At 68.4% G+C, this 18,935-nt stretch carries 14 protein-coding genes; all 14 read right to left on the reverse strand.

The genetic code is table 11. The annotated features are described in order from the left end of the window. Positions 1-61 precede the first annotated feature (61 nt). The 14 genes from ACO0M4_RS29590 to ACO0M4_RS29655 all read right to left on the reverse strand — a co-directional run bounded on the left by ACO0M4_RS29590 (position 62) and on the right by ACO0M4_RS29655 (position 18,932). Positions 62-541, reverse strand: coding sequence for a deaminase (locus ACO0M4_RS29590; RefSeq protein ID WP_430374148.1), 480 nt, complete (start codon positions 539-541; stop codon positions 62-64). 5 nt (positions 542-546) lie between these two features. Further along, on the reverse strand, positions 547-1,245 hold the full coding sequence (locus ACO0M4_RS29595; protein ID WP_430374149.1) for a RibD family protein: 699 nt from the start codon (positions 1,243-1,245) through the stop codon (positions 547-549). Beyond that, on the reverse strand, positions 1,235-2,080 hold the full coding sequence (locus ACO0M4_RS29600; RefSeq protein WP_430374150.1) for an MBL fold metallo-hydrolase: 846 nt from the start codon (positions 2,078-2,080) through the stop codon (positions 1,235-1,237). Before ACO0M4_RS29600 ends, ACO0M4_RS29595 begins: the two co-directional genes overlap by 11 nt. A 61-nt stretch (positions 2,081-2,141) precedes the next feature. Next, positions 2,142-2,843 (reverse strand): alpha/beta fold hydrolase, encoded by a 702-nt coding sequence (locus ACO0M4_RS29605; RefSeq protein WP_430374151.1) that lies wholly within the window; start codon positions 2,841-2,843, stop codon positions 2,142-2,144. A gap of 86 nt (positions 2,844-2,929) precedes the next feature. Beyond that, positions 2,930-4,030: an HAD-IIIC family phosphatase gene (locus ACO0M4_RS29610; RefSeq protein ID WP_430374152.1), complete on the reverse strand. Its 1,101-nt coding sequence runs from the start codon at positions 4,028-4,030 to the stop codon at positions 2,930-2,932. Beyond that, positions 4,015-5,139, reverse strand: a complete 1,125-nt coding sequence (locus ACO0M4_RS29615; RefSeq protein WP_430374153.1) for an acyl-CoA dehydrogenase family protein — start codon at positions 5,137-5,139, stop codon at positions 4,015-4,017. Before ACO0M4_RS29615 ends, ACO0M4_RS29610 begins: the two co-directional genes overlap by 16 nt. After that, a complete protein-coding gene (locus ACO0M4_RS29620; RefSeq protein ID WP_430374154.1) occupies positions 5,132-5,383 on the reverse strand; it encodes a phosphopantetheine-binding protein in 252 nt (83 codons plus the stop codon). The genes ACO0M4_RS29615 and ACO0M4_RS29620 overlap by 8 nt, the downstream gene beginning before the upstream one ends. A 3-nt stretch (positions 5,384-5,386) precedes the next feature. Further along, the gene (locus ACO0M4_RS29625) at positions 5,387-6,253 is read right to left on the reverse strand and encodes a 3-hydroxyacyl-CoA dehydrogenase family protein (protein ID WP_430374155.1); all 867 of its coding nucleotides are present in this window, start codon (positions 6,251-6,253) and stop codon (positions 5,387-5,389) included. Positions 6,254-6,374: 121 nt separating this feature from the next. Continuing rightward, on the reverse strand, positions 6,375-11,963 hold the full coding sequence (locus ACO0M4_RS29630) for an SDR family NAD(P)-dependent oxidoreductase (protein WP_430374156.1): 5,589 nt from the start codon (positions 11,961-11,963) through the stop codon (positions 6,375-6,377). Continuing rightward, the gene (locus ACO0M4_RS29635; protein WP_430374157.1) at positions 11,960-13,900 is read right to left on the reverse strand and encodes a non-ribosomal peptide synthetase; all 1,941 of its coding nucleotides are present in this window, start codon (positions 13,898-13,900) and stop codon (positions 11,960-11,962) included. Before ACO0M4_RS29635 ends, ACO0M4_RS29630 begins: the two co-directional genes overlap by 4 nt. 52 nt (positions 13,901-13,952) lie before the next feature. Continuing rightward, positions 13,953-15,191 carry a flavodoxin family protein gene (locus ACO0M4_RS29640; protein WP_430374158.1) on the reverse strand — a complete coding sequence of 413 codons (1,239 nt, stop codon included), beginning with the start codon at positions 15,189-15,191 and terminating at the stop codon, positions 13,953-13,955. 11 nt (positions 15,192-15,202) lie between these two features. Then, positions 15,203-16,237 carry a formylglycine-generating enzyme family protein gene (locus ACO0M4_RS29645; protein ID WP_430374159.1) on the reverse strand — a complete coding sequence of 345 codons (1,035 nt, stop codon included), beginning with the start codon at positions 16,235-16,237 and terminating at the stop codon, positions 15,203-15,205. After that, positions 16,234-17,169, reverse strand: coding sequence for a formylglycine-generating enzyme family protein (locus ACO0M4_RS29650; RefSeq protein WP_430375313.1), 936 nt, complete (start codon positions 17,167-17,169; stop codon positions 16,234-16,236). Before ACO0M4_RS29650 ends, ACO0M4_RS29645 begins: the two co-directional genes overlap by 4 nt. A gap of 65 nt (positions 17,170-17,234) precedes the next feature. Continuing rightward, positions 17,235-18,932 (reverse strand): WD40 repeat domain-containing protein, encoded by a 1,698-nt coding sequence (locus ACO0M4_RS29655; RefSeq protein ID WP_430374160.1) that lies wholly within the window; start codon positions 18,930-18,932, stop codon positions 17,235-17,237. Positions 18,933-18,935 lie beyond the last annotated feature (3 nt).

Here is an 18,935-nt window from a genome sequence, read left to right on the forward strand (position 1 = left end):
TGGTGGGCGGGGGGCGTCGCCGGTGGTGTGGCTTGTGCCCGTTCCGGTTGGGTGTGGGTGGTCAGGGGTCGATGCCGGGGAGGTAGGTGTTGGCTGCTCGGGCTGCGGGGGCCAGGTCGGGGATTTCGATGACGGTGACGCCTGCGGCGGTCAGGAGGTGGGCGCCTTGGCGGGCGGTGACGAACAGGGGCGGCTCGCGCCAGGCGAAGACGACGCGGGTGATGCCGGCGGCGACGATCAGGCCGGCGCAGGTTGCGGGGCGTGACTTGCGCAGGCCGCAGGGTTCCAGGGAGGTGTAGAGGGTGGCGTTGGCCAGTTGGGGGGCGTGGGGGGCGAGTTTGGCCAGTGCGGCTTCTTCGGCGTGTACGTGGGCGTCGGCTTCGCGGGAGTAGCCGCGTGCCATTTCCTTGCCGTGGTGGTCGACGATGACGGCGCCGACGCAGAAGGCGGTGGGTGAGGGTGGGCAGAGTCGGGACAGTGCGATCGCCTCGGTGAGCCAGTGCCGGTCCTGCGGTGTCGGCCGGGTGGGCGGGCTAGTCATGGGGGTCATCCTCTGCGCCCGGCGAGGTAGCGCACGAGCGCGACGTCTCCTATTTGTCTGACTTCGGCGACGTGCATGCGGTGGGTGGCGTTCTGGGGGAAGGTGCCGCGGCCTACGAAGCGTGGGGCGGCGGCTTCGCCGACGAAGAACGGGGCGATGGCGAGGTGGATTTCGTCGACGAGGTCTTGGGTGAGGAACTGGGTGAGGAGCGTTCCGCCGCCTTCGACCATGAGGGTGCGGATGCCGCGGCCTGCGAGGTCGTCGAGGATCAGGCCGAGGTCCAGGGGGTCGCCGGCTGCGGTGACGTCCGCGACGTCGGCGAGTTCCTTCTCCAGGGTGGGCAGGGCTGGTTGGGGGCAGTAGACGATTTTGTCTCCTGCGGTGGTGAAGAAGGCCAGGGAGGGGTCGAGGCCCTTGGTGGTGAGGGTGATCTTCGTTGGGTGTGCGGGGCGTCCTTGGGCCAGGCGGTGGGCTCTTCGGGTGGGTGAGCCGATCAGGAGGCGGGGGTTGTCGCGGCGGACGGTGGTGGCGCCGACGAGGATGGCGTCGCAGTCGGCGCGGACGGCATCGACGCGGTCGAAGTCGTCGGGGTTGGACAGGCGTAGGCGCTGGTTGCTGGTGTCGTCCAGGTATCCGTCGAGGGACATCGCGGCGCTGATCAGCACGTAGGGGCGTGTTCTTGCCTGGGGGTGGTCAGTTGGCATCGGCGATCCAGGAGGGTGCGGTGCCGCGCATGAAGGTGAGGTAGTGGTCGGTGGAGTCCTGGAGGACTTTTTGGGCGTCGTGGCGGATGGCCGGTTCCCACCAGTGGCCGTAGAGCCGGTCGAAGGGGTAGGGCCGGACGGCTTCGACGACGCGGTGGACGCCTTGTTCGGGCAGGGGCAGGCGGTTGGGGGCGCTGTAGAGGAAGGCCACGCGGTCTTCGCCCGGGGAGATGTTGATGGTGTCGCCGGTGAGCAGGACGCCCCGGCCTTCGGCTCCGGCGGCCCAGTGCAGGACGGAGCTGCCGGGGAAGTGGCCGCCGCACTGGACGAGGGTGACGCCGTCGGACAGCGGGAGGGTGCCCTCCCAGGTGGTGACCTGGGGTTCGGTGGAGGTGGGGTGGGAAAGCCAGTGGATGTCTGCTTGGGGGAGCAGGATCTGTGCGTCGAAGGCTTGGCTCCAGGCCACGATCGCGCCGTAGAAGTGGGGGTGGCTGGCGCTGATGGCGCGCAGGCCGCCGGCGCGCTGTACGGCTTGGATGGCGGCGTCGTCGAGGTAGGGGGACGGGTCCCACAGGATGTTGCCTTCGTTGGTGTGCAGGAGTAGTCCGCGTTGGCCGATGCCGATCACGGGCTCGGCGCCCACGCCGATGAGGCCGGGTTCCACTTCGCGTACGTGGCTGTGGTAGCCGTCGGTCTTGAGGCGGTCGAGGGTGGACCAGCGCTGTCCGCCTGCGGGGACCCACTGGCGGTCGTCGGCGCAGATGGCGCAGACGGCCGGGGGTTGGTCGCCTTCGTGGTAGTCGTGGTTTCCGCAGGTCAGGCAGATCCAAGGCATGTTGGGGTCCTCTCCTGTGGGGCGGGGCGCAGGGCCGTGTGGTGTCAGGCAGCGTGTGGTGTCAGGTCAGTTCCAGGAGGAGTGCGGCGAGTTCGTCGGGGCGGTTGCTGGGGATCATGTGGTTGGTGGGGATTTCCCGGTAGCGCCAGTCGGGGGATGTAGCGACGCGGTCGGCGGCGGTCCAAAAGGGGCCGGCGGGCTCGGGGCGGGGTTCTCCGGTGGCTTTGATGTAGGTGCGGGTGAAGGGGTAGTCCTCCAGTGGGCGGGGCAGGTGCACGGGTTCGGTGAAGGTGCCCAGGGGTTGGGGGGTGCGTCGTGCGGTGGCCCAGGCCCCGACTTCGGGGTCCTCGAATGTGCGCAGGGGCGGGGGCAGGAGCCAGCTCTCGCCCAGGTCGGTGATGCGGGGGCTGCTGAGGCCGCCGGGGATGCCGGCCGCTTCGCCGTCGGCGGGGACGAAGGCGTCGAGGTAGACGAGGTGTTGGACGCGGTCGGCGATGTACTGCAGTGCGCCGGTGATCACGCAGCCGCCGTAGGAGAAGCCGAGCAGCACGATGTCGTGGAGGTCTTCGTAGCGGATGCAGTTGACGACGTCGGCGATGTGGGTGGTCAGGCCGACCTGGGGGCTTGCCAGGTGTACGCGTTCGCCGACGCCGGTGAGGCTGGGTGTGAAGACCTCGTGGCCGGCGTCTTGTAGGGGGCGGCGGACGCGGCGGAAGTCGTGTGCGCCGCTCCAGGCACCGTGCACGAGGACGAAGGTTGCCATGTCGGTGTGCTCCACCTGGGTTGAGGAGTGTTGGTGGGAAGGGGGTGTTGTGGTGGTGCCTGGGCGTGGTGGGGCCGGCCGGTGGTTCAGGGTTGTGTTGTTATCACGGTGAGGTGGGTGGGTGGGGGTTGGATGCGGGTCAGGTCGGCTTGCAGGAGTGTGGTGTCCGCGTGGTGGTCGATTTCGCGGAAGCCTGCGAAGCGGTACGTCACGAACATCACGCGGTTGCGGCCGGTCTCGACGAATTCCGCCTGGAGTTGTGCCCCGTTGTCCCGGGCCAGGGTCATGATGTGGTGCAGGAGCACCGCGCCGACGCCGCGTGACATGACGCGGCAGGACATCAACAGCAACCGCAGCCTCCAGACCGTTGTGCCGGTCTCGATCAACGCCAGGCCGATCTTCCCGTACGAGCCGAAGCGGTCTTGGAGTTCGGCGACGAGCAACAGGTGATCAGGCGACTCGCACAGTACCTTGAGTTCCTCGTAGGAGTAGGTCTTCCCGGTGGAATTGAGCTGATGGGTGCGGACCGTCAGTTCTTCGGCGCGTTGGAGGTCCTCTGGTGCGGCCGGGGTGATGGTGAAGACCATGCCGAGGGTTGCCAGGAAGTCCTCGCCGGTGGCCGTTGCTTCTTTCTCGGCCTGGTCGCGGGTGATGCCGCTTTGGTACATCGAGCGCCGGTTGCGTGACTCGTCGGTGATGAACCTTGGCTGGAATTCTTCCCATTCGGCTGCGGCGGTGGCGATCTCTTTGGCGTCCACGCACAGGACTTGTGGGTGGTGGAAGGCTACTTCTTCTCGTTCGAAGGGCTGGTCGTCGACGAAGGCGAGGGAGTCCACGCCGATGTTGAGCGCGCCGGCGATTTCTTCGATCGAGGTGGACTTGGGGTTCCAGTTGATCTGGGGGTGGAGGAAGTATGCGGCCAGTCCGAGCTGGGTGAGTTTGGCCATGGTGGTGGCGTGGTCGTTTTTGCTGGCGACCGATTGCAGGATGCCTCGTGCGTCGAGGGTGTCGAGGAGTTCGATGAGGTGGGGTCGGGGGGTGACGTGGGGGTCTTCGAGGAGGACGCCGTCCCACAGGGTTTCGTCCAGGTCCCAGACCACGCATTTGACGCGGCCGCGGCGGGGGGTGTCGCGAGGGGTGTCGCGTCGGCCGCCGGGCGTTGCGGGGCCCGTCATCGGGCTGTCCATTTCCACGCCTCCTCGGCGATGTGGATCTGTTGGATCTGGGTGCTGCCCTCGATGATTTCCATGACTTTGGCGTCGCGGTAGTAGCGCTGTACGGGGTGGTCGGCGGAGCAGCCGGCGGCGCCGTGGAGCTGGACGGCGTCGGTGGCGGCTCGGGTGGCGGCGGTGGAGGCGAAGTACTTGGCGATCCAGGTGGCCATGATGGTGTCGGGGTCGTTGCGGTCTTTGAGGTGTCCGGCTTCTTGGCACAGCAGGCGGGCGGCTTTGGTGTCGGTGACCATCTGGGTGAGCATCTGGCGGACGAGTTGGTGGTCGGCCAGGGGGTGGGGGCGGTTGCCTTGTCTGGTGGCGTAGGTGGCGCTGGCCTCCGTGCAGGCTTGGAGGATGCCGACGCAGCCGCAGGCGACGCTGTATCTGCCGATGTCGAGGACGCCGGTGAGGACGGTGGGCAGGGCGAAGCCTTCGGGGCCCAGGAGGGCGTCGGCGTCAAGGTGGCAGTCGTGGAAGTCGACTTCGGCGAGCATGCTGGCTCTGGTGCCCAGCATGCCGGTGACGGGGCGGGTGGTGACGCCGGGGGTGTCGCGTTCGACGAGGAAGGCGGTCACGCCGCGTTCGGTGCGGGCGAAGACCAGGAAGAGGGTGGCGAGGCGGCCGCCGGTGATCCATCGCTTGCGTCCGTGGAGTGTGTAGCCGCCGGTGCGGCGGGTGGCGGTGGTGGTGAGGTGGGCGGCGTCGCTGCCGCCTTCTGGTTCGGTCAGGCAGAACGCGCCGATGGCTTGGCCGGTTGCCAACTGCGGTAGCCAGCGTTGTTGTTGGTGTGTGTTGCCCCAGTGGGTGAGGGCGTAGGCCACCATGGAGTGCACGGTGAGCAGGCTGCGTACCGAGGAGCAGCCGCGGCCGACTTCTTCGTGCAGGGCGCCGAGGGTCACCATGTTCATGCCGGTGCCGCCGACGTCGGTGGGGAGGATCGCTCCCCACCAGCCCCACTCCCCCAGGCGGGCCAGGACGTGGGGAGGGAGGTGTTCTTGGCGGTCGAAGCGGTCGGCGTGCGGGGCGATCTCGGCGTCGATGAGGGCGCGGAAGGTCTTGGTGTCGGGTGGCAGTTCAGTCATCCGACGGTGTTCCGGTCAGTCGCTCGACCAGTTTGGTCATGGTGGCGATGGAGCGGAAGTTGTCGAGTTCGAGGTCGTCGTTGGGGATCTGCACGCTGAACCGTTTTTCGATGAACATGATCAGCTGGATGGTGAACAGGGAGTTGGCGATGCCGCCGGCGAAGAGGTCCTCGTCGTCGGAGATCTTCAGGTTCGGGAAGTTGCCGGCCAGGAACTTCGCGAGGTCGGAGCGGATCTCGATCATCTGTCAGTCCTCCCATCCGTGGGGTCCGTAGGGGAAGAACCCCTGCTGGGTTTTGCGGCCGTGCAGTCCGGCGTCGACCATTTTCTTGAGCAGGGGGCAGGGGCGGTACTTGCTGTCGTTGAAGCTGTCGTGGAGGACTTCGATGCTGCGCAAGATGGTGTCGAGGCCGATCAGGTCCGCGGTGGCGAGCGGGCCCATGGTGTGGCCGAAGCAGGAGGTGAAGACGTCGTCGACCTGTTCGGCGGTGGCGACGTTCTCGTGGACGAGGAACGCGGCTTCGTTGATGGTGAGCATCAGGACGCGGTTGGAGACGAAGCCGGGCGAGTCGTTGACGACGATCGCTCTCTTGCCCATGGTGGCCAGCAGTTCCTGTGCGGTGTGTACCGCCTGTGGTGAGGTGTGGTGGCCGGGGATCAGTTCGACGACGGGTTTTCTTGGGACCGGGTTCATGAAGTGGATGCCCAGTACCTGGGGGGCTCGGTTGGTCAGTGCGGCGAGGCGGGTGATGGGGATGGCGGAGGTGTTGGCCGCGAAGATGCAGGGTGCGGGGCAGACGGTGTCCAGGACCGGGTACACCTGTTGTTTGATGTCCCAGCTCTCGGTGACGTTCTCGATCACGAAGCTGACGTCGCCGAGGTCGGCGTAGTCGGTGGTGAAGGTGATCGCGCGCAGTGCCTGGTCGGCGTCGATGGTGTCTTTGCCGGCTCCGACCAGGCGGCTTGCGCGGAGTTCGGTGCGTATGCGGGTGGCGGCGGCGTCCAGGACGTCTTTGCTGACGTCGATCAGTACCACTTCGTGTCCGGCGGTCGTCAGGTTCTGGGCCACTCCCCCGCCCATGACACCCGCGCCGATCACCCCGACCCGGCTCATGTTTGCCTCCTGTGGTGTTCGAAGGGGTCGACGAGGAGGGTGTCGGCCCGGTGTGTGTGCGGTGGTGTGCGGTGCGCCGGTGTCCGGCGGTGGGTGTGTGCGTGCGGTGGTGGGGTGGGCGTCATGTGTGCTCGGGCTTGGGTAGTTGGGCGGTGATGGCGTCGGCGAGTGCGGCGACGGTGAGGTTGTCGAAGAGGGTGTGGAGGGTGATCTGGACGTGGAAGGTCTCGCGCAGGCGGTTGACCAGTTTGATGCCGAGCAGTGAGTGGCCGCCCAGGTCGTAGAAGTTGTCGTGGATGCCGACGGGTTCGACGCCGATGTGGTCGCGCCACAGGTCGGCGAGTTGCGTTTGTGTCGGGGTGGTGGGGGCGACGTAGGGGGTGGGCAGGGGGGGTCGGGCGTGAGTGCGGGCCGGTGTGTGGGGGGTGGGGTCGGCGGAGGGGGGTGGGAGTGCGCCGACGTTGTGCATGAGGGCGGTGAGGTCTTTGGTGGCGATGGCTACTTGTGGTGACAGGTCGCGGGCCAGGGCGCGTTCGAGGGCGTCAACGCCTTCTGCGGGGAGGATGCCGGTTTCCAGGTGGGTGAGGAAGGCGTTCTCCTGGCGGCCGGTGCCTGGTAGTTGGGGGTAGGTGAAGGCGTTGACTTCCTCGGAGGTGCCGTCGCGCAGGGCGATCAGTTTCGTGTTCAGGGCGCGGGCCTTCTTCATGACGAAGTCCTCGGCCGTCAGCAGGACGTGGCCGGCTTCGTCGAAGAGGGTCACGTCGAAGGAGAGGGTCTCGCGTGGGGTTCCTTCCTGGTGGGCGCGGTAGGTCAGGGAGCTGAAGATCCGTGGTGGGAGGGGGGCGTACAGGTCGATTGCGCGGTAGCGCAGGGGCATGAGGTAGTCGCGTTCGAGGTAGAGGCTGGCGAATCCGGTGGCGATGTCGAGGAGGAAGGGGTGCAGGCCCAGTGCGGTGACCTCGTCGGTGTAGGGCTCGGGTACGGCGAGTTGGGCCACGGCGTGTCCCTCCCCCACCCAGGCGCGCTCGATGCTTGGCGAGCGGGGTCCGAAGGTCATCGGTCCGTTGTGGGTGAGGTCGCCGGCGTCGTGCAGGGCGTGGTGGTCGATCAGTTCGGTGGTGGGGCGGGGTGCGTCGTCGTCCGGTTGGGGTGTGGGGCGGACGCGTCCGGTGACGTGTTCGGTCCAGTGGGTGTCGTGGGTGCCTGGGCGGTGTGTGGAGCTGGCGACGGAGAACTGGTAGGCGTCGTGGTGTTTCTCCAGGATGAGGTGGACTTCGCAGGTCCCGTCCTGGTCCAGGACGACGGGGGCGAGGAAGAGGACGTCCTCGAATCTGACCAGTTGGCCGTGGCCTTGGTCGGCTACGGCGGCGCGCGCCATTTCCAGGTAGGCGGTGCCGGGGATGACGGGGTGGCCGAGCATGCGGTGTTCGTCGACGAGCCAGTCCTGGGGGCTGGTCAATTGCGTGGCGTACACGGCGTGGGTGGGGGTGTCGGCCAGGCAGGTGTGGAGCAGGGGGTGGTCCAGGGTGCGGGGTCGGGGGGTGGGGCCGACGGTGTTGACGGCCATGCCGACTTCCTGCCAGGCGTCCCAGTTGACTGCCAGTGTGTAGGGCCCGTCGGCTGCGGACCGGTACTGGGCGTAGGCGTCGAGGAAGGCGTTGGCGCTGCAGTAGTCCACCTGGCCCAGTCCGCCGCTGAAGGCGATGGTGGAGGAGCACAGCAGGAGGAAGTCCAGTGGTGCGTGGTGCAGGAGGGTGTCCAGGACCAGTGTGCCGTGGGTTTTGGGTGCCAGGACGGTGTCTGCGGCGTGGGGTTTTTTGAGTTGTATGAGGCCGGCGCCGGGTACGCCTGCGGCGTGGATGACGCCGTTCAGTGGGCCGAAGTGGTCCTGGGCGGTGGTCAGGGCGGTGCGCATCTGGGTTTCGTCGGCTACGTCGGCGCGGAGCACCAGGACTTGGGCGCCGAGTTCCTTCAGGGCGGTGATTTTGCGGATTTTGGTGGCGGTGGTGTCGTGTGCGTCGTGGGTGGTGAGCCAGTGGTCCCAGTGGTTTTCGGCGGGGAGTGCGGAGCGTGAGACCAGGACGAGGCGGGCGTGTGCGGTGCGGGCCAGGTGTGCGGCCAGGGTCAGTCCGATGCCGCCGAGGCCGCCGGTGATCAGGTAGACGCCGTGGTCGCGCAGGCGTGGTGGGCGGTGTTCGGGGTGGTCGATGCGCAGGGGTTTCCAGTGGGGGGTGAAGCGGGTGCGTCCGCGGTGGGCGACGATCGGGTCGGTGGTGGGGCGGCGGACGAGTTCGGTCAGGAGGCGGTCCAGGGCGGGGTCGGGGAGGTGGAGGTGGGGGGTGGCGGGGCCGATGTCGATGCTCTGGGTGGTGAGGTGGGGGTGTTCCTGGGGTGCGACGAGGCAGGGGCCGGCGAGGGTGGCCTTCTCGGGGTTGAGGGGCTCGTCGTCGGTGATGTGTCGTAGTCCGTTGGAGACCACGGCCAGGTGGAGGGGGTCGTCGGTGCCGAGGGCGCCCCAGGCTTGGGTGAGGGCGAGCAGGCTGTGGAAGCCGCGGCGTTGGAGGGCGTCGAACCGGTCCCGGGTCAGTTGTTGGGGGGTGTCGGCCGTGACGGTCCACAGGTGGGCGACGGTGTGGGGTAGGCGGTCGTGTTGGCCCAGTGCCGTCAGGAGGGCGTGGTAGTCCTCGCGTCGGTCGGGGGTGAGGGTGAAGTGCCCGTCGGTGTGGTGGGCGAAGCGGTCTGCTGGGGCGACGGTGGTCACGTGGTGGCCGGTGCGGCGCAGTCTGTGGGCGAGGCGTTCGCCGACGCCGAGGTCGTCGAGGAACAGGAGCCAGCGCTGCGGGTTGTGGGCGAGTTCCTCGTCGTTGACGGGGGCGGGTGGCGCGGTGGAGGTCCAGGCGGGGAGGGAGAACCAGTCGGCGATGTCGGGGCGTTTGCTCAGCGGCCCGGTGGGCGCCGGTTGCTGTGCCTGGGGTTGGGGTTGGAGGGTGGGGGTCGGTTCGATCCAGTAGCGCTGGCGTTGGAAGGGGTAGGTGGGCAGGGGGACCCGCCCGGGGGTCTGGCCGGCGTGGACGCGGTCCCAGTGGGGTTCGAGGCCGGCCAGCCACAGGCGGCCGAGGGTGCCCAGGAGGAAGTGGGCGGCGCTTTGGTTGTCGTGGGCGGCGGGCAGCGAGGAGAGGGATATGCGGCTGGTGTGGGCGTCGTCGGGTAGCAGTTGCAGGGCGAGGCTGCTGTATGCCTGTCCGGGGCCGATTTCCAGCAGGATGCGGTCGGTGGCTTGCCACAGTTCCTGGATTCCGCTGGCGAAGCGGACGGTCTGGCACATGTGGCGGGCCCAGTAGGTCGGGTCGGTGGCCTGGGCGTCGGTGATCCAGGTTCCGGTGACGTTGGAGAGGTAGGGCAGGCGGGGCGGGTGCAGGGTGATGGTGCGGGTGAGTTCTACGAAGTGGTCCCGGGCCGGTTCCATCATGTGGGAGTGGAAGGCGTGGGTGGTCTTGAGGCGGCGGCAGGCCACCTGGTCGCGGGTGAGGCGTTCTTCGGTCTCGGCGACGGCGTCGGTGGGGCCGGCCAGGACGGTCAGGGCGGGGCCGTTGAGGGCGGCGATGCTGAGGCGGTCGTCGAGGGTGCGGGCGTCGGCTTCGGGCAGGGAGACGGCCAGCATCGCTCCGCCGTCGAGGCGGTCGATGAGGGTTGCGCGGTGGGCGACGAGGAAGGTGGCGTCTTCGAGGGAGAGGACCTCAGCGAGGCAGGCGGCCACCCATTCGCCGATGCTGTAGCCGATCAGGGCCTGGGGGCGGATTCCCCAGTCCATCCATAGGTGTGCCAGGGCCCACTCGACCATGAACGTGACGGGTTGGGCGTAGCGGGTGTGGTGGAGTCGTTCGGCCTGGGGGGGTTGTGGGGTGGTGCGGCCGAGCATCCTTCGCAGGTCGATCCCGGCGCCGTCCGGGGTGGTGGGGTGGGGGGGTTGTTCGTCGGGGTAGAGCAGGGTGCGCAGGTCGATGTCGAGGTGGGGTTGGAACAGGGTGGCGCAGCGGTCGATTTCTCGGCGGAAGACCGGTTCGCACTGGTAGAGGTCGTGTGCCAGGTGTGGGTATTGGTCGCCCAGGCCGGAGAACATGAAGGCCACGGGTCGGGTGTGGTTTTGGTCGGTGTGTTGTCGCAGCAGTCTGCGGGGGTCGCGGGTGGTGAGTGCGTCGGCGGCGTCGGCGGCGTCGCGGTAGACCAGTGCCTGGCGGTGGGTGAAGTGCTTGCGGCCGGCTTGGAGGGTGTAGGCGATGTCCGCGGGTTGTTGGTGGGGGTGTTGGTTCAGGTGGGTTGCCAGGCGGTCGGTGGCGGTTTCCAGGGCGGCTTCGGTTCGGCCGGAGAGCAGTAGGAGGTGCCAGGGTCGGTCGGAGGGGGTGGGGGGTTGGGTGGGGGCTTCTTCCAGTACGGCGTGGGCGTTGGTGCCGCCGGTCCCAAAGGAGCTGACGCCGGCCCGGCGGGGGGTGCCGTCGGTCTTCCAGCTGGTGAGTTCGGTGGTGACGTGGAAGGGCGAGTGGGTGAAGTCGATGTCGGGGTTGGGTTGGTGGTAGTGGAGGCTGGGTGGGATGTGCTGGTGGCGTAGGGCCAGGGTGGTTTTGATCAGGCCGGCGACTCCGGCGGCGGCGTGGGTGTGGCCGATGTTGGATTTGACGGAGCCCAGGGCGCAGTGGCCTGTTCGGTCGGTGCCGGCGCGGAAGGCGCGGGTGAGTCCTTCGACTTCGATGGGGTCGCCCAGTGCGGTGGCGCTGCCGTGGGCTTCGACGTAGGTGATGGTTGCGGGGTCGATGTCGGCCATGAGGTGGGCGGCGCGGATGGCGCGGGCTTGGCCGGTCACGCTGGGGGCGCTGAAGCCGACTTTGGCTGCGCCGTCGTTGTTGATGGCGGAGCCTTTGATGACTGCGTGGATGGTGTCCCGGTCGGCGAGGGCGTCTTGGAGGCGTTTGAGGACGACGATGCCGACGCCGCTGGAGCTGACGGTGCCTTGGGCTTGGGCGTCGAAGGAGCGGCAGTGTCCGTCGGGAGACAGGATGCCTTCGGGTTCGTAGCGGTAGCCCTCGCGTTGGTTGGCTCGTACGGTGCTGCCGCCGGCCAGGGCGAGGTCGCAGTTGCCGCTGAGCAGTGCTTGTCCGGCGAGGTGGACGGCGACCAGGGAGGTGGAGCAGGCGGTGTGGACGCTCACGGAGGGGCCGCGTAGGTCCAGTTTGTAGGAGGTGCGGGTGGCCAGGTAGTCGGGCTCGTTGCTGAGGTGGGTCAGTAGCCAGCCGGCCGTCTCGGTCAGGTGGGGGTGGGCTTGGAGGTGGCGGAGGTAGGTGTTCTCGTAGGCGCCGGCGAAGATGCCGGTGGCGTCGGGGCGGTGGTGGGAGGCGTATCCGCTGTCTTCCAGGGCTTCCCAGGCGCATTCCAGGAAGATGCGGTGTTGGGGGTCGATGAGTTCGGCTTCGCGGGGGGTGATCTGGAAGAACTCCGCGTCGAACAGGGCTGGGTCGTGCAGGATTCCTCGGGTTTTGACGTAGTCGGGGGCGTTGAGGAGGGCTGGGGGTACTCCGGCTTGGGTCAGGGTGTGGGTGTCGAAGTGGGTGAGGGATTCGACGCCGTCGCGTAGGTTTTTCCAGAATTGGTCGACGTTCTCGGCGCCGGGGTAGCGGCAGGCCATGCCGACGATGGCGATTTCCAGTCCGGTGTTCATATGTCGGTGTCCTGCCGGCGGCGCTGGTGGAGTTGTTGCGCTAGGCGTTGGTTTCCTTCGGCCAGGTTGCGGGCTTGGTCCGGTTCGGTGCGGTGGTGGGTGTGGGCCAGGTGGTGGCTGAGGGCGTCGATGGTGGGGTGGGCGAAGAGTTCCACGACGGGCACGTCGGTGCCCAGGGTGTCGTGGAGGCGGACTTGGACCTGTCGGATGAGCAAGGAGTTGCCTCCCAGGTCGAAGAAGTGCTCGTGGATGCCGACCTGTTCGAGGCCGAGGAGTTCGCACCAGATGGTGGCGATGCGGGTCTGCAGTGTCGTGGTGGGGGCGCTGGGGTGGGTCTTTGGTGGTGGTGCGAGGTGGGTGGCCAGCTCGGTGCGTTGGATCTTGCCTGTGGTGGTGCGGGGTAGGGCCGGGAGGCGGAAGAGGTGTCGGGGGATTTTCGTCTCGGTGAGGCGGGTGGTGAGGAATTCCTTGAGTGCGTCGTCGTGTGTGGGGGTGGTGAGGACGATGGCGGCTGCCACTTCTTCGCCGAGGGTGGCGTGTGGGAGGGGGAAGGCGGCGGCTTCGGCGATTGCGGGGTGGGCCAGGAGGGCCTCTTCCACCTCTATGGGGGAGATCTTCGTGCCGCCGCGGTTGATGATCTCCTTGATGCGGCCGGTGAGGAAGAGGAAGCCGTCCTCGTCGAGGTGGCCCCGGTCCCCCGTGCGGAGCCAGCCGTCGGTGAAGGCGGCCGCGTCGGCGGTGGGGTTGTGGTCGTAGCCGTCGATGACGGTGGCGCCGCGGAGCATGATTTCGCCGTTTTCGCCCGGGGGCAGGAGGTCGCCGTTCTCGCCGCGTATGGCGATCTCGTTGCCGATGGACACTCCGACCGAGTGGGGTTTTCGTGCGGCGGGGGGCAGCGGGTTGCTGGTGACGATGGAGCACGCTTCGGTCATGCCGTAGGAGTCGATGACCGGTGCCTGGACGGCGCGTTCGAGTGCCTGGCGCAGTGGGGATGGTAGGGGGGCCGAGGCGGAGCGGACGAAGCGCAGGGGGCGTTGTAGGGCGTCGGGGTGGGCGCTCAGGGCGCCGACGATTGCCTGGTGGATGGCGGGGACGGCGGTGTACCAGGTGGGGGTGAAGGAGGTCAGCCAGTCGGGGAAGGCGGTGGCGTCGAAGCCTTGGGGGCATACGACGCTGGCGCCGGCCCACAGGGTCGCCATCAGGGGGCTCATCAGGCCGTGTCCGTGGAAGAGCGGCAGGACGTTCAGGCAGCGGTCGGTGTCTTCCAGGCGCAGGCTGGTGGCGATGTTGCGGGCGGAGGTGCAGACGACGGTGTGGGTTTGGGGGACGAGTTTGGGTCGGCCGGTGGTGCCTGAGGTGTGCATCAAGAAGGCGATGTCGGTTGCGGGGTCGTGGTGGGGGCGGGTGTCGTTGCGGGGGGCCGTGGGGGTGGTGGGGGTGTCAGGGCCGGGGTCGGGGTCGGGGGTGAGGTCGAATGCGCCGGCTGCGCCGTGCGGGGTGGGGAGGAGGTGGAGGAGGGTGCGGCCTTGTGCTCGGGCGACTGCGGCCGCCATGGTGTCGGCGCCGTGCTGGACGATGACTGCGCGGGCGTCCATGTCGGTGAAGAAGGTGTCGAATTCGCGGGCTTTGCCGGTGGGGTCGAGGGGGGCGACCACGGCGGTGCAGGCCACGGTCACGAGCGCGGTGGCGGCCTGGGGTCCGTGGGGCAGTGCGACGGCGACCCGGTCGCCGCGGCCGATGCCGGCCGCGGCCAGTGCGCGTGCGGTGCGGTCGGCCTGCCGGCGCAGGTCTCGATACGTCAGGGTGGGCTGGTGGGGCGCGAGGATGGCCGGGGCGTTGGGCCGGTGCTGGGCGTGGTGGTGCAGCAGTTGGTGCAGGTGCCGGATGTGCGCGGTGCTCGGGTCCTGGGCGGGGTCGGTGTCACGCGCAAGGGTCACTTCTGGTTCCTCTCGTACGGGCGGAGCACCGGCGAGATCAGGTGGCAGGTCGTTATGTGGGGGCTCGTGCGCAGGAGGGTTCGGGCGGTGTCTGGGGGCTGGTGGGGCATCGGCCGCGGAGCCTGGTGGTCAGGTGTGCCAGTCGTTTGCCTTGGTAGGCGGCTGCTTTGAGGGTGTGGTCCGGGGGGTGTGGTTGGTGCTCGGTGGTGTGCGAGATGCCGTAGGGGTTTCCGCCGGCGGTGGTGAGGGCGGGGTCGGTGTAGCCGGGTGGCACGATGACCGCTCCCCAGTGGTGCAGGACGTTGTAGAGGGCGAGGAGGGCGGTTTCGCTGCCGCTGTGCGGGTGCGGGGTGGTGACGAATCCGGTGACGGTCTTCCCGGTCAGTTTTCCGGCGGTGCGTAGGGGTTCGCAGGTTTCGAGGAAGTGCAGGAGGAGCGGGGCGACGGTGCCGGTGCGGGCGGGTGCTCCGAAGGCGAGGGCGTCTGCCCAGGCGACGTCGGCGGGGGTGGCGGTTGCGATGCCTGGTGGTGTGGGGAGGGGGGCGGCCGGGTCGTGGCCGGGGGGAGCCAGGGTGCGGAGTCTGACCTCGGCGTGGTGGGAGCGGGCTCCGTGTGCGAGTGCGTGGGCCAGGGTGCGGGTGCTGTCGCAGGAGGGGTGGTAGAGGACGGCGATCCTGCTGGGTCGGGGGGTGGGCGGTGTGTCGTCGTGGGCGGTGGTGGCCAGGTGTCCGGCGTAGTGGCCGAGTTGGTGGCCGAGGGTCTGCGCGGCCTCCAGGTAGGTGTGGTGGAGGTTGCCGTCGGTGGCTGCGGGGGCGGAGACTCCGTAGGGGTTGGCGCCGGCGGCGGTCAGGGAGGGGTCGGTGGGGTCGGCTGACATGATCAGCGCGCCCCAGTGGTACATGCTGTGGTACAGGGCGAGCAGGGTTGTTTCGCGGCCGCCGTGGGGGCTGTTGGAGCTGGTCATGCCGGTGACCACGCGGTCGGCGAGTGCGCCGTTGCGCCACAGGGCGGAGGTCGATTCGATGAACTGCTTCAGTGCGCAGGAGATGTTGCCGAAGTAGGTGGGCGTGCCCAGCACGATGCCGTCGGCCCACAGCACGTCGTCGTGGGTGGCCAGTGGTGTCTTGTGCAGTGTTTCGGGGGGTTCCTCGTGTGGTGCCGGGTCGTGGATGCGGCGCAGGCGTACGGTGGCGCCGCCTGCGGCTGCGCCGTTTGCGGCGGCCTGGGCGAGTGCGTGGAGGGTTCCGTTCCTGCTGTGGTAGATGACCGCGACATGAGGAGCGCGCTGCATGATTCCCTGTCTTATGAGGACTCGGCCAGGCGGAACCCGACGGCGTAGAAGGCGCGGTCGTAGAGTCCGTGTCGGCGGCGGCAGCGGGCCAGGTCTCCTTTGCGGGTGAAGCTGCCGCCTCGCACGATCCGGTAGGTGCTGTGGGCGCGCAGGACGTGGTTGGTGGAGTTCAGGCCGCCTGCGTAGGGCAGGAGGTCGTCGGTGATGAGTTCGCCGCCGGGGTAGGGGTGGTAGTCGTCGGCGACGTATTCCTCGACGTTGCCGGCCAGGTCGTCGACGCCGAACGGGGAGCGTCCTGCGGGGTAGATGCCGATGGGGGTTGCGGACAGGGGTCCGGCTTCGGAGGTGTTGGCGGCGTCTTGGTGGAAGTCGTCGCCCCAGGGGTATTCGCGGGTGTCGCCGCCGGTTGCGGCGTATTCCCATTCGGCTTCGGTGGGAAGGCGGAAGGGGCGGCCGGTGCGGTGGGCGAGCCATTCGGCGTAGGCGTCGGCTGCTTGGGCCGGGAGGGTCCATACCGGGTGGTTGCCGAGGTGGTCGGGGTAGCAGCCGAATTGCCAGGAGGTGGGGAGCCAGCGGGCTTTGGTGTCTTCGAGGAAGGCGCGGTATTCGAGGTTGGTGACCGGGTAGCGCATGAGGCGGAAGGCGGTGATTTCCACGTCGTGGGCCGGGCATTCCTTGCGCAGGTACTCCTCTTGGAGTCCGGTGTGCTGCCACTGGTCCAGGACGGCGGCCAGGCGGTGGGGTTCGAGGCCGATGCGGACCCGGGCGCCGGGGATGTCCACCATGGGTGGGTCGTCGGGGCGGATGCGGGGGTCGCCGACCAGGCCGCACAGGGTGCCGGCCATGTAGCGGCGTTCGAAGGGGGTGTGGGGGTCTTCGGCGAGGTGGGCCAGGCTCTGGGGGGTTTCCTTGAGGAGGTCGGCTGCGTGGTGGTGCAGGGTTGTGGGGCAGGAGCGTCCTTCGAACCATGGTGGGAGCCGCATGGCGTGGCGGTCGCCGATCATGTCTGTGTTGAGGGGTGTGGGGTGTCCGCTGGCGACCGTCATGGGGTGACCTCCTCGACCAGGCGGAAGCCGATGGCGTAGATCTTGCGGTCGAACCAGCCGTGGCGTCGGGTGCAGCGGGCGAGGTCGCCGAAGCGGGTGAAGCTGCCGCCTCGGGCGATGCGGTAGGAGCCGGTTGTGGTCAGGTCGTCGGCCACTTGGGCGCCGCCGGGGTAGGGGTGGTAGTCGTCGGCGACGTATTCCTCGACGTTGCCGGCCAGGTCGTCGACGCCGAACGGGGTGCGGCCGGCCGGGTAGATGCCGACGGGGGTGGTGGTGAGGGGGCCGTGTTCGACGGTGTTGGCGTGGTCGGGGCGGAAGTCGGGGCCCCAGGGGAAGGTGCGTTGGGGGTCGCCGCCGCTGGCGGCGTATTCCCATTCCGCTTCGGTCGGCAGGCGGAAGGGGCGGGCGGTGCGGGTGGCCAGCCAGGTGGCGTAGGCGTCGGCGTCTTGTGGTCGCACTGTCCAGACGGGGTGGTTGGCGCGGTGGAGGGGGTAGCCGCCGAATTCCCAGGAGGTGGGGAGGGCGTCGGTGCCGGTGTCTTCGAGGAAGGCGCGGTATTCGAGGTTGGTGACCGGGTAGCGCATGAGGCGGAAGGCGGCGAGGTGGACCTGGTGGCGGGGGCATTCCTTTTTGATCCAGGATTCCTGTACGCCGACGTCGGCCCATTCCTGGACGACGTGTTGGACGTGTTCTTCGGGTAGGCCGATGGCGCAGTGTGCGGCGGGCAGGGGCACCATGTCGGGGTCGTCGGGCCGGATGCGGGGGTCGCCGCGCAGTGCCAGGAGGGAGCCGGCGGCGTAGCGGCGGGCGAAGTCCTCGGTGGCGTTGCCGCACAGGTCGACGAGTTCGGCGGGTGCGCGGGTGAGCAGGTCGCTGTGGTGGGTGAAGACGTCGTGCGGCAGGCGTTCGACCAGGGTTGCGGGGAGTCCCATGGCGGAGCGGTCGTCGAGTTGGTTGGGGTTGGTGATGGTCGGTCGGGGCTGCCTGGCGGGGGCGTTCACGCGGTCTTCCCGGCGATTTCGTAGACGTGGCTGTCGTAGGAGCCGGCCAGGAACAGTCCTCGGGCGGGGTCGTAGGCCAGGCAGGAGATGCCGGCGGTGGTGGGGCGTTCCTCGGTGGTCCATTGGTCGCGCTCGCGGTCGTAGATCTTGATGTGGCCGTGGTAGGAGCCGGTCGCGATCAGTCGTCCGGTGGTGTCGGCGGCGACGCATTTGATGGAGTTCGGGTGGGTGGTGGGGATGATGCGTGCGGTGAAGTCCGGTGCCCACAGGCGGAGTTTGAGGTCGCGTCCGACGCTGGCGAAGTGGCCGTCGGCCAGGCCCACGCAGCCGTTGGCGATCCGGTCGTGGGCGGTGTCGATGCGGTGGATTTCTTCGCGGGTCCGGGCGTGGTGCCAGGCGACGCCGGTGTCGGCGCATACGGAGAACAGCAGGTCGCCGGAGACGGCGACGCCCTTGACGGCGTTGTCGTGGAGGGGGATGTCGGCGAGGTGGTGCAGTTGGCCGTCCGGTTCGAGGCGGAAGAGGAGTCCTTCGCCGGTGTAGGCGCCCACCAGTAGGTGGGGGGTGTTGTCGATGTCGTAGCGGACGCCGCAGTTGAGTGGGGAGCGGTGTTGGTGCAGGAGTCGTCCGGTGGTGGCGTCCATGAGTTTGCCGAGTTGGCCGCCGGTGACCATGACCGTCGGGCTCAGCGGTGTCAGGAAGTTGCACAGGCTGCCGGTGTGTGCGTGGACGGCTTGGTCGCGCAGGACGGTGCCGGCGTCTCCTACGGTGTAGATGCTGCCGCGGTCGGCGCTGACCGCGTTGATTCCGGGGGTGGTGGCGATTTCGGTGGTGCTCCATTGGCCGCTGAGGTAGTCGTAGGAGCGGTAGGAGGCGCCGAAGGTGCCGAAGACCAGGGTGTCTTTGGCTGCGAAGGCGCAGGAGCGGGGCCAGACGTCGTCGGGGATGTCGGACTGGCCGATCTGGCGCAGTGCCTGGTTGCTGGTGTCCCACAGCAGGAGTTTGCGGTCGTAGCTGAGGCTGACCATGAGGTTGCGGTCGGCGCCGAGGACCAGGCGTTTGATGCCGGCGTCGTGTCCTTGGACGGTGGTGCGGTCTTTGCCGTGGATCACGATGATCTGGCCGCTGTCGTTGCCGGCGTAGAGGGTGCCGTTGGGGGCGGTGACGATGGTGTCGGTTTCGACGCCGCCGAGGTCGATGTCTTCTAGGAGGGCTCCGGTGGCGGCGGACCAGCGTTTGACGGTGCCGTCGTCGCTGGAGGTGACGAGTTGTTCGCCGTCTGCGGACCAGTCCACCGAGATGACGTCGGCGGTGTGGCCGACGCAGCAGTGCACGAGGTTGCCGGCGAAGTCGTAGACGCGCAGGTTGTGGTCGCGGGAGGCGGTGGCGATCTGTTCGCGGGTGGGGTGGAAGGCCGACATCTCGACGTCGTCGGAGTGTGCGGTGAACACGGCGCGCAGTTTGAGGTCCGGGACGGACCACAGGCGTGCGGTGTAGTCGCTTGAGGAGGTGACCAGGAGGGTGCCGTCGGGGTTGAAGGCGCATTGGTTGGCCAGGTGGTCGTGGAGGACGCGGTTGATCGGGCGTTGGGTGGCCTGGTCCCACAGGATGACCTGGTTGTCGTAGCCGGCGCTGGCGATGTATTTGTCTTGGTAGGCCGCAATACCGCTGATGGGGCTCTTGTGCGCGATCACGCT

Source organism: Streptomyces sp. RGM 3693, assembly GCF_050471125.1.
GTDB lineage: Bacteria > Actinomycetota > Actinomycetes > Streptomycetales > Streptomycetaceae > Streptomyces.

Bases quoted from the DNA above. Each gene is read 5' to 3' on its own strand.
- ACO0M4_RS29630 (WP_430374156.1), bottom strand. From the start codon at position 11,963: ATGAACACCGGACTGGAAATCGCCATCGTCGGCATGGCCTGCCGCTAC.
- ACO0M4_RS29605 (WP_430374151.1), bottom strand. From the start codon at position 2,843: ATGGCAACCTTCGTCCTCGTGCACGGTGCCTGGAGCGGCGCACACGAC.
- ACO0M4_RS29640 (WP_430374158.1), bottom strand. From the start codon at position 15,191: ATGCAGCGCGCTCCTCATGTCGCGGTCATCTACCACAGCAGGAACGGA.
- ACO0M4_RS29615 (WP_430374153.1), bottom strand. From the start codon at position 5,139: ATGACTGAACTGCCACCCGACACCAAGACCTTCCGCGCCCTCATCGAC.
- ACO0M4_RS29600 (WP_430374150.1), bottom strand. From the start codon at position 2,080: ATGCCTTGGATCTGCCTGACCTGCGGAAACCACGACTACCACGAAGGC.
- ACO0M4_RS29650 (WP_430375313.1), bottom strand. From the start codon at position 17,169: ATGGGACTCCCCGCAACCCTGGTCGAACGCCTGCCGCACGACGTCTTC.
- ACO0M4_RS29625 (WP_430374155.1), bottom strand. From the start codon at position 6,253: ATGAGCCGGGTCGGGGTGATCGGCGCGGGTGTCATGGGCGGGGGAGTG.
- ACO0M4_RS29620 (WP_430374154.1), bottom strand. From the start codon at position 5,383: ATGATCGAGATCCGCTCCGACCTCGCGAAGTTCCTGGCCGGCAACTTC.
- ACO0M4_RS29590 (WP_430374148.1), bottom strand. From the start codon at position 541: ATGACTAGCCCGCCCACCCGGCCGACACCGCAGGACCGGCACTGGCTC.
- ACO0M4_RS29645 (WP_430374159.1), bottom strand. From the start codon at position 16,237: ATGACGGTCGCCAGCGGACACCCCACACCCCTCAACACAGACATGATC.
- ACO0M4_RS29610 (WP_430374152.1), bottom strand. From the start codon at position 4,030: ATGGACAGCCCGATGACGGGCCCCGCAACGCCCGGCGGCCGACGCGAC.
- ACO0M4_RS29595 (WP_430374149.1), bottom strand. From the start codon at position 1,245: ATGCCAACTGACCACCCCCAGGCAAGAACACGCCCCTACGTGCTGATC.